The organism is Geodermatophilus sp. CPCC 205761 (assembly GCF_051383655.1).
Lineage (GTDB): Bacteria > Actinomycetota > Actinomycetes > Mycobacteriales > Geodermatophilaceae > Geodermatophilus.
The window spans coordinates 1-9,400 of record NZ_JALPKQ010000088.1 but is presented as its reverse complement, the minus strand read 5'-3'; the positions used below and the strand labels follow the sequence as shown (position 1 = coordinate 9,400).

Annotated in this window: 9 protein-coding genes and 1 pseudogene; 7 read left to right on the top strand and 3 right to left on the bottom strand. The window is 69.7% G+C overall.

What is annotated here, in order from left to right:
- Together MY526_RS26570 and MY526_RS26565 are read left to right on the top strand one after the other, a co-directional pair.
- The coding region (locus tag MY526_RS26570; RefSeq protein ID WP_436705444.1) for a transposase at positions 1-352 on the top strand (352 nt) is incomplete at its 5' end.
- A gap of 339 nt (positions 353-691) precedes the next feature.
- Entirely contained in the window at positions 692-1,024 is a 333-nt protein-coding gene (locus MY526_RS26565) for a histone-like nucleoid-structuring protein Lsr2 (RefSeq protein ID WP_436693268.1), read from the top strand.
- Between the two features lie 691 nt (positions 1,025-1,715).
- Here the strand turns inward: MY526_RS26565 and MY526_RS26560 are convergent.
- Together MY526_RS26560 and MY526_RS26555 are read right to left on the bottom strand one after the other, a co-directional pair.
- The gene (locus tag MY526_RS26560) at positions 1,716-1,892 is read right to left on the bottom strand and encodes a hypothetical protein (protein WP_436693266.1); all 177 of its coding nucleotides are present in this window, start codon (positions 1,890-1,892) and stop codon (positions 1,716-1,718) included.
- 205 nt (positions 1,893-2,097) lie between these two features.
- On the bottom strand, positions 2,098-2,319 hold the full coding sequence (locus MY526_RS26555; RefSeq protein WP_436693264.1) for a hypothetical protein: 222 nt from the start codon (positions 2,317-2,319) through the stop codon (positions 2,098-2,100).
- Between the two features lie 411 nt (positions 2,320-2,730).
- On the opposite strand from MY526_RS26555, the gene MY526_RS26550 reads away from it, so the two are divergent.
- From MY526_RS26550 to MY526_RS26530, 5 genes and pseudogenes are all read left to right on the top strand, one after another.
- A complete protein-coding gene (locus tag MY526_RS26550) occupies positions 2,731-3,528 on the top strand; it encodes a methyltransferase domain-containing protein (protein ID WP_436693262.1) in 798 nt (265 codons plus the stop codon).
- A gap of 463 nt (positions 3,529-3,991) precedes the next feature.
- Complete coding sequence (locus tag MY526_RS26545) at positions 3,992-4,720, top strand: hypothetical protein (RefSeq protein ID WP_436693260.1); 729 nt, start codon at positions 3,992-3,994, stop codon at positions 4,718-4,720.
- Positions 4,721-4,850: 130 nt separating this feature from the next.
- Positions 4,851-5,180 (top strand): annotated as a pseudogene (locus tag MY526_RS26540) (transposase); the annotation flags it as partial.
- 401 nt (positions 5,181-5,581) lie between these two features.
- Positions 5,582-8,422: an AAA family ATPase gene (locus MY526_RS26535; protein ID WP_436693258.1), complete on the top strand. Its 2,841-nt coding sequence runs from the start codon at positions 5,582-5,584 to the stop codon at positions 8,420-8,422.
- Between the two features lie 100 nt (positions 8,423-8,522).
- Complete coding sequence (locus MY526_RS26530; protein WP_436693256.1) at positions 8,523-8,966, top strand: ester cyclase; 444 nt, start codon at positions 8,523-8,525, stop codon at positions 8,964-8,966.
- An 82-nt stretch (positions 8,967-9,048) separates the two neighbouring features.
- Here MY526_RS26530 and MY526_RS26525 read toward each other — a convergent pair.
- Positions 9,049-9,400: transposase (locus MY526_RS26525; RefSeq protein ID WP_436705444.1), on the bottom strand; the 352-nt coding region annotated here is incomplete at its 5' end.

The window sequence follows — 9,400 nt, the reverse complement described above, 5'->3', positions numbered from 1 at the left end:
CTGGACGAGCACCTACGCTCACTGCACCAGGCAGGTGTTGCAACCACCGGTTGAGGCCAGGCAGTACACCTCCTACGAGTTCGGCAAGGCGCTGCGCGCCTCGGGCCTGCTGGCCTCGATGGGCCGAGTCGGCTCGGCGTTCGACAACGCGATGGCCGAGTCGGTGTTCGCCACCCTGAAGACCGAGCTGGTCTACCGCCGCTCCTGGCCGACCCGCCACGAGCTGGAGATGGAGGTCTTCTCCTACCTCGAGGGCTTCTACAACACCCGCCGCCGGCACTCCCGGCTCGGGAACGTCAGCCCTGCCGACTACGAGACGATGCACCTGACACAGAACGAGGTGTCCGCCTGACGGGGGTCACTTCAATGGGGGTGTCGTAGCTCTTGACGCCTCATGACTTCGGAGGCGGAGGATCTTCGATCGAGCGGCGAGCAGGAACACGCGGAGGCCAGGGCCTGCATGGCGAAGTGCTGGCGCCGGGAGAGTGATGCGCCCAACGCCGAGCCGAGAGCGCGACGGCCCGGGGTCGGCGTAGTGCAGCGCCGCGATCGGTCTTGAGGCCGTCACCTTCCCCGTCGAGGTTTGTGTTGTCGCCTTCGACGGCAATCGTTGCGGGCGGTGCTCTATGTCACTCGTCACGGGTTCCCCTCTGTTTGACAATCGGGTTTCCGCTATGCTGTCTTTGGCTTTATGGCTACCAAGACTGAGGTTGTTCTGGTCGATGACCTGACCGGCGACCCGGCCGACACGACCGTGAAGTTCGCCTTGGACAAGATCGAGTACGAGATCGATTTGTCGAACGAGAACGCCACCGAGCTGCGTGAGGCGCTTTCCCGGTACGTCGACGCTGCTCGCAAGGTTTCGGGCGGCGGGCGCCGCGCTGCCACCATCGGCAAGACTTCTTACTCGGGCTTTGACCCGGCCGCTGTCCGCGCATGGGCGGCTGGGCAGGGTATCGAGGTCAGTGCCCGGGGGCGCATCAAGGCTGACGTCGTCGAGCAGTTCCGCGCCGCCGGCAACTGAACCCCCCGAACGTCCGGGGGTCCGGGTCCGATAAGGGCCCGGACCCCTCGGCGTTCAAGTCGAGCGTTCGTCTGTACCAAGTTCCGGGCCTGAACCGTGGGCCTACGACCGCCTCCCGCGTCAGGATGGGTGACGTCCCGGTCCCAGGAAGTGGTGTAGCTGGTCGGAGTTCCCGAGCGGCAGGAGGAAGCCCATCGGTTGCAGGATTCCTTGCGCCCGCCGGCCGTCTTGAGTCCCTGGCCACTTCCATGCGCGCCAGTGGCGTGACCGTCGTGGCTTGTTCGCTGTCGGAGAGGACGAGGATTGCCCCTACTCCGGTTGACCGTGTCCGAAGAGCCAGTCAGTTCCGCAGCGCGCGGACCAAATGCGCAAAGTCGTTGTCCTCCGGGTTGCGCAGACCCTGGTCGACCGGGCCGACCGCACCGTCCCCAGGGGAATGAGGTCGCCGAGGCCCTCGACATGCGGCCGACGGCCTTCGGGCCGGCGCTGCAGGGCGCGGTGGCGTCCGGGGGAGTTGGGCACCGTGAAGTGGGAGCCGTCCCACCTGTCGTCTACGTAGCGGGGGAGAGGCGCGGTTACGCGGAGCGCTGCCCGGTGATCCAGCCGGACGGGGCCCGGTCGATGTCGAGGGTGCTGGACTGAAGGGGACCGGGCCAGCGGTGTGGGTCAGAAGCGGGACCAGCTTGTCGTTTCAGCGCTGCCCGCGGCTGGTCGTCTCTCGGGCCTGGGGGCCGAGGACGAGCTTGCGCACGGAGGAGCCCTGCCAGTAGACGTCGCCCTCGGGGTGGGGGACGCCCTCGGCGACGAAGACCGCGGCGATGGCGGTGAAGCTCTGCCCCTGGACGTGATGGCCGACCATGTCGGCCATCACGTCGACCGCGCCAGGTTTTGTTCGTCCCAGGGGTTGCGAGTCGAGCTCCAGACGATGGAGGCGGCTTGCTCTGTGCCGTCCGGCAGGATGACTCGCAGCAGGCCGTGGTGGACGTCCTCGGCCGGGCCGTGAGCGGCCGGCTTGTCGCAGCGGACGTCCCGGCCGGGGCTCACCGTCGCGTAGGCCGGGCACCGGCGTGGGCTCACGGAGTCGCCTCGGAGCCCTTCGCCGCGGCGGTCGCGGTCCACTCGAACCACATGCGCCCGTGGGCTGCCAGGGCCTCTTCCGGGCCCTCGACGACGAGCGTGCTCCAGTCGGGGACGGTGCCGTCGGCGCCCGCGATGAGGCGTAGTTGTCCGCGGAGGCCGGCGGTCGCCCGCTGCCGGTCGTTGTACGGCAGCGCCGTGGCCGCTCGGTACTGCATGACGGCAGGGTCGCCGAGAGCCCAGCCGCACGGAATACTCCGTCGCGACGGCCACCCGGTCGGGCGAGTCGCGGGTGAGCCGGCGCCCCGGTCGGGCTACACAACCGCCGTCGCCGCACCGACCCACCCGCTCGAGGGGCGTGTCGTACACCTCCGCGGGGCGTCACGATGCCGACCTCCTCCATCCGGTCTCACCGTGCATAACAACGAACCAGGCCGACGGCGCCGACATCCCCTCCCGCAATCGCCGCGTGAGGGTCGGAGGGGCTAGAGCCACCCGCGGGCTGCCGCGGCGCAGGCCGTGGCGCCCGCCGGACGAGCCTCGTAGCGTGAGGCATCGCCTGCGGCGTGACTGCTCCTGGGCGCGGACGAGGCGTCCGAAGCGGTCCTCGTCCTCCCTGGGAGCGCGTGATGACCGAGAACGCGTACCTGCTGGCCGGGCAGACGTCCGAGTTGGAGCGGCTGCAGCTCCAGTCGCGCGTGTGGGAGCCCAGCGGCAGCCGGCTGCTCGAGGAGATCGGCCCCGGCCACGGGGGCCGCGCCGTCGACGTCGGCTGCGGCGTCCTCGGCTGGCTGCGCCTGCTGAGCCAGTGGGTCGGCCCCGCCGGGGAGGTGGTCGGCACCGACAACGACCCGGCCATGCTGTCGGCCGCCGCGCAGTTCGTGGCCACCGAGCACCTGCCCAACGTGGTTCTGGTCGAGGACGACCTCTTCGCCACCTCGCTGGAGGCGGCGTCGTTCGACCTGGTGCACGCGCGGTTCGAGCTCACGCCCCTCGGCCGCGTGGACGACCAGATGGCGACTTACCTGCGGCTGGCCCGGCCCGGCGGGACCGTCGCCCTGGAGGACCCCGACTGGGGAAGCTGGCACTACAACGCGCCCGCGCCGGCGCTCGACCACCTCATCTCGCTCATCCAGGAGGCGTTCCGGCGCTGGGGGGATGCCGAGGCCGGGCGCGGGCACCTGGACCTGTTCCGGCGCTGCGGCATCGAGGCACGCGTCCGTGCGGAGGTCCTCGCCCTGCCTCCGGGGCATCCGTACCTGCGGCTTCCGCTCCAGTTCGCGGCGGCGCTCGAGGGACGGCTGCTCACCTTCGTGGACGGAGCCGAACTGGCGCGGCTCCGCGCCGAGGGTGAGGCGGAGGTCCAGGAGCCCGGTCGCTGGGGCACCACCTTCACGCTGATCCAGTCCTGGGGCCGCGTGGCCTGACCGCCTCACGGCTGCCCAGCAGCCCAGGCGCTCACGCTTCGTCGGCGACGGGATCGCTGTGCGCGACGTCCTGGACCTCACCGTGACCATCGACACAACGTCGTCGACGGTGCCCGCCACCCGTGTTGGTGCGGACCTTCGACGCTCAAAGGAAGCCGGTGACGTCATCTCAGGGGGGAAAATGTCCCGACAGTTGTGGGGTTGCTACGCCGTGAGCGACCATCTGCAGCGCAGAGCGTTCGTATGTGACGTATTATTGTACGAACGTCTGGTTGTTCCAGTCCGTCCGTCCGACGAACCAGGTCGAGAAGCATATACTGTATGGAGGAGCAGTGGATGGGACCCGGATCGCCAAGAGCGCTTCCTGAACATCCTTGGAGAAATCGTACATCGCGTTCCTTGGAATACGCGCCGCCGGGCAGAATTCGCGGCAGAGTGGTCTACGGCTGCTGGTGCGGACGACGTGGCTGATGCGGCCGCGTCGTCGAGGCACCTCGCAGGAGTCCCGGTATCCGAGGCGGCCGCTTCGCTCACCCGTCGACAGATCACTCGGGATCTGACCGAGAAGGTGTTGGTCGCGGGGGATGTCGGAGCGGTTGCTGTTTACGCCGACCCTGCACGTTTTGACGCGGAGTGGCGGCTTAGGAAGGCCTGGCCACTCGTGTACCGGGCGCGCGTAATGCGAGCCGGCCGACCGCGGATGGAGGTCGAGTATGCGGTGCCACGTGAGCAGTCCGACCTCAGTCACGTGCTGATCGGTAAATTTGCGGTACCAGAGCAGAGGCATGCGACAGACGAGGACATGCTGAAGCGTGCAGTGGAGTTTGCTGGGCAACCCAAGGCTTCAAGGTGGCGATCGGAATTTCATGGATGGCTGAGCGAGATCGCATCCCGCCAGCTAACGGACGAGACGATCGTCCGAGAGATGGGAGAACTTGTCGACGCCTACAACTCGATGATGAAGCGGCGCTCACGGGCTAGCGTGATCCGGCGAAGTGCCTGGTTGCTTGGCGCAGGAATCGGCACAGGAGCCGCCCTAACCACAGGGGTGCCCCAGTCCGCAAAGCTGGCGCAAGGGCCGGCAGTTGCCGCGGGCAGGGTGCTCGCCGACCGTGTTTATGGTGCCGAGTTTGAGCCTGGTGTCGGAGTTGCCGCGCTGGTGGCAGAGAGCGCGAAAGCCTTGCGTCGGTAGCCACGTCGTTTGCGAGAATCATGTCGCGGACATCCGCGAGCCGCTTGGATGCCAGCGGAGCGCGGCGAGAGCGGCATCAACCGGTGTCCAGGCACGGTCGCAGCTCGACGTCATCGCCGGCATGCTCGGCCGCCAGTTCCCGGCCGTCGAAGCCATGCTCCGCGACGCCGAGGCCGACCTGCTGGCCTTCACCGACTTTCCGGTCAGCCACTGAAAGAAGATCTGGTCGACCAACCCACTCGAGCGGCTGAATAAGGAGATCAAGCGCCGCACCGACGTCGTCGGCGACTTTCCCAACCCCGAAGCACTGCTCCACCTGGCGGGCGCGGTCCTGATCGAGGCCCACGACGAATGGCAGGTCTCCGACCGCCGCTACCTCGCCGAAGGCTTCATGGCCCTGCTCAACAACCGACCCGCGCCAGCCGAGGAGGTGGCGCAGCCGGTCCTGATCGCGTCATAGTCACCACACCCGCTGACCAGCACGGTGAGGACTACATCCACCACTCAGCGGGACGTCACCCCAACGGTCGCATGCCGCAGCCGCCCCCCAGCCCAATGAGGATCCGGCGCATCTCGCCCCCCAGAGAATGCGTGACGGCACCGTAGGGCAGGCGGGGTGGCGTGCGGTGAGCCTGGCCGTCGGCAACGCCGTCCTTGACCAGTGGATGGCCGAGTGCGCCCAAGGGTCGGCGACCGTCGAGCCCGGCTAGGACTTCGATAGCTACTCCGACCGGTGGGTCGTCTCGGCCCTGAGTAGTGGCTGCGGGGACTCGGTGAAGGCCGCGGGGTAGCGCCAGGTGGTGAACGCGGCGAGCGTCTCGGGTTCTGGCGGACCGTGCGCCGGCCGAGGATCCTGTATCGATGGCGCAGACGCTGTGTCCGGCGCTGGTCGGGCGGCGTCAGGAGATGGACCTGCTGACGCGGGTGATCGACGGGGGCCGCGGCGGCGTCGTCGCGCTGATCGGCGAGGCCGGGATCGGCAAGTCCCGGGTCGTCCGGGAGCTGTGCCAGTACGCGGAGGGCCACGCGGTCAGTGTGGTGACCGGCCGAGGGGTGGTGGCCCGGCGGGCACTGCCCTACCGGCCGCTGGCGGAGGCACTCATGGGCGCATGCCGCCGGATGGGATTACCGGATGACGCACGACTGGTCCCGTACCGGGCAGCCCTCGGCCGTCTGCTCCCCGAGTGGCACAGGCCGGAGTTCGCGGGCTCGGCGGAGTCGTCGCTCGTTCTGGCGGAGGGCGTCCTTCGCTTGCTGACCGTGCTGGGTGGCGGCAGGGGGGTGCTGCTCGCCATCGAGGACGTGCACTGGGCGGACCTGGAGACGCTGAACGTGCTCGAGTACGTCGGCGATCACGCCGTCGACGAAGGGGTGGCTGTCGTGGTCACGGCACGACCGGGGGCGTCGGACGGGATAGGGCTCCTGCACGATCTCGTCGACCGCCGGACCGCGACGTTGGTCGAGTTGTCGCCGCTGGCCGGCGATGAGGTCGCCACCATGGCCCGGTTGGCGCTCGACATGTCGACCGTGCCGGCCGGGCTGAGCGCACTGCTGGCCCGGGCGGACGGCGTCCCGTTCCTCGTCGAGGAGCTGCTGGCAGCGGCCATAGATGCCGGGGTGCTGGTTCGTGCCGGGACGGGGTGGGAGGTCCGGTCGGCTGCGGACACGGTCGTCCCTGCGTCCTTCGCCGACGCCGTACGTCGTCGCCTCGACGTTCTGTCGCCGGAGGACCGTGCGGTGGTCGATCTCGGGGCGGTGCTCGGGCGGCTGCCTCCGGCGGTGCTGGCCTCCGGGCTCGGCCGCCCCCCCGACCAGGTCATCGACGTTCTGATGCGTGCGGTGGAGATGCAACTGGTGGCAGTGGACGACGAAACGTTCAGGTTCCGGCATGCCCTGACCCGGGACGCCGTGCTGAGTGGGGTCGTCGCCGAGGTCCGCGAGGCCCTGGCGCGACAGGCACGGTCGGCGATCGAGACCGTCCATGCCGGGCTGCCCGGGCGCTGGTGCGAGCTCGCCGCCGAACTCAGCCAGCTGGCCGGGGACACTGCGGACGCCGCGCACCTTCTGTTCACGGCCGGGTCCCGGGCCGCTGCCGAGGGCGCGCTGGGGACTGCGGCGGGCATGCTCGAGCACGCTCGATCGCTGGCAGGCAGCGGGTCCCCGTTGGCCCTCGACATCGACGAGCTGCGGGTCCGGGTTGCTGGTTTGCGCGGCGACCTGGACAGTGCCGTCGAGCTCTCCCGGCAGCTTCATCGGCAGGTGCCCGAGCCTTTTCGACAGGCTCGCATCCATGTGCAGCTGGCCGAGGCGGCGAGCGCGGCCGCGCACTGGACCATGGCGCTGGAGGAGCTGGCGCAGGCCCGGGTGCTCGTGGACGACGATGCGGCCCTGGCGCGGGTCGACGGGCTCACGGCGAACGTGCTGCTGGGTGCCGCCCGCGCCGCGGAGGCGGAACCGATCGCGCGCCGCGCCCTGGCGGTGGCACAGCGGTGCGACCTCGCGGACGTGTCCTGCCAGGCGCTGGAGGTCATGGGACGCATTGCGCGTAACCGGGACCTGGGGGAGGCCGAGGAGATCTTCGCCCGGGAGCGCGAGGTCGCGTCCGGGCACGGGGCGAAGTTGTGGGAACTCCGGGCGACCCACGAGCTGGGCACGATCGACCTGCTGCAGGCCAACGACACCGTCCGTCTCCGGCAGGCTCGGGTGCTGGCTGCCGAGGCCGGCGCCCTGTCGATCGCGGCCACGATCGACCTGCAGCTGGGCATGTCGGGATGGATCGCGCTCGACGCCGACATCTGCCTGGACTCGGCTCGCCGCTGCCAGGACGCCGCGCGGCGGTTCCACCTCGACCTCCTGCTCGCCGAGGCACTCCTGCTCGAAGCGGCAGCACACGGTTTCGCGGGCCGGCGCGCTGCGATGGAACTGGCCATCGCGGAGGCCATGGCGATGGGCCGGCCGGAGGTGGATTTGGAGGCCAACGCCTGGGCGCACAGAGGAACCTATGCACTGCTGCGCGAAGATCGTGCGGGCGCGATGGCGGCGCTCGACACAGCGGTCTCGCTCCTCCGGGACGCCGCCACTGTCTACGTACGTCCGTACTGGCGGACCTGGGCGCTGCTGCGGACCGTGCAGGACGACCGCGGCGACGAGGCCCGCGCCGAGGCCCGGCGGCTCACGCCGGGTGACAGCCGGCTCTCGACGGCGGTCCTCGGCTATGCCGACGCGGTCGCCGCTGGCCGGCGCGGGGATGCTGCGACCGCCGCAGCGGTCTTTCGGGAGGCGCGCGCACACATCGCGATGCCGGGCATGGCCGCGCAGCGCCATCTGGCCGAGCGGCTCGTCGCCGAGTGCGCCCTCGCCGACGGCTGGGGCTGCCCGGTGCAGTGGCTCACCGAGGCGGCCGCGTACTTCCACCGCTCGGGCCACGAGCACGTGGAGCGCGCCTGCCGGTCGCTGCTGCGCAGGGCCGGCGTGCCGGTCCGGCGTCCCGGGCCCGACGGCGGCGTGCCTGCCGGCCTGGCCGCCTATGGCGTCACGGACCGCGAGGCGGAGGTGTTCGCGCTCGTGACCGAAGGCCTGTCCAGCAAGGAGATCGCAGCGCGCCTGTTCATCTCGGTGCGCACGGTGGACAAGCACGTGGAACGGCTGCTCGCGAAGACCGGGCTCGCCCGACGGACCGAGCTGCGCACCTTGCGTACGTAGCGGTGGTCGCGGCGGATACGCAGTCACTGCGCTACCGCCGCCCCGCCGGCGGGCCGAGACTCGTTGTGCTCGTTTCCAGCTGATCCCGGGGAGGCCCACGATGAGCACCAGTACGCAGGCCATGGCCACCGACACCGAGTCCGTCGTCCTCGAGTGGACGCGGGCCATGGATCGGCACGACCCTGACGCATTCGCCGCCTTCATGGACGAGAACTGCGTCTTCACCAACACCGGCACGGGGGAGCGCCTCGTCGGCCGGGAGGCGGTGCGCCAGGACCTGATCGGCCTGCTGGAGAGGTGGACCGACCTGCGCATCGAGGTGGTGAACCTCCTCGTTGCCGGCGACTCCTACGCCAAGGAGTGGGTCATGACCGGTGTGCACACAGGTGACCTGCCCGGATTGCCCGCCACCGGCCGCTCCTTCCGCATCCTCGGCGCGGGAGTCGGCCGACTGCGGGGCGGGAAGATCGTCGAGGTCACCGAGTACTGGAACTTGGCCGACTTCCTCGGCCAGGTCGGGGCCTTCCCGCCAGTGGGTAGGTGACCAAGCCTGCAGTGTGCGCGACCACCGCCGTCCGATGACGCGTGAGCCCTCATGGTCACAGGACCGTGTGAAGTGACCCCCGTCAGGCGGACACCTCGTTCTGTGTCAGGTGCATCGTCTCGTAGTCGGCAGGGCTGACGTTCCCGAGCCGGGAGTGCCGGCGGCGGGTGTTGTAGAAGCCCTCGAGGTAGGAGAAGACCTCCATCTCCAGCTCGTGGCGGGTCGGCCAGGAGCGGCGGTAGACCAGCTCGGTCTTCAGGGTGGCGAACACCGACTCGGCCATCGCGTTGTCGAACGCCGAGCCGACTCGGCCCATCGAGGCCAGCAGGCCCGAGGCGCGCAGCGCCTTGCCGAACTCGTAGGAGGTGTATTGCCTGGCCTCAACCGGTGGTTGCAACACCTGCCTGGTGCAGTGAGCGTAGGTGCTCGTCCAG

What these genes read in the sequence shown, in the direction of transcription:
- MY526_RS26535 (WP_436693258.1), top strand. Translation starts at nt 5,582, where the DNA reads ATGGCGCAGACGCTGTGTCCGGCGCTGGTCGGGCGGCGTCAGGAGATG.
- MY526_RS26560 (WP_436693266.1), bottom strand. Translation starts at nt 1,892, where the DNA reads ATGGCCGACATGGTCGGCCATCACGTCCAGGGGCAGAGCTTCACCGCC.
- MY526_RS26565 (WP_436693268.1), top strand. Translation starts at nt 692, where the DNA reads ATGGCTACCAAGACTGAGGTTGTTCTGGTCGATGACCTGACCGGCGAC.
- MY526_RS26550 (WP_436693262.1), top strand. Translation starts at nt 2,731, where the DNA reads ATGACCGAGAACGCGTACCTGCTGGCCGGGCAGACGTCCGAGTTGGAG.
- MY526_RS26530 (WP_436693256.1), top strand. Translation starts at nt 8,523, where the DNA reads ATGAGCACCAGTACGCAGGCCATGGCCACCGACACCGAGTCCGTCGTC.
- MY526_RS26555 (WP_436693264.1), bottom strand. Translation starts at nt 2,319, where the DNA reads ATGCAGTACCGAGCGGCCACGGCGCTGCCGTACAACGACCGGCAGCGG.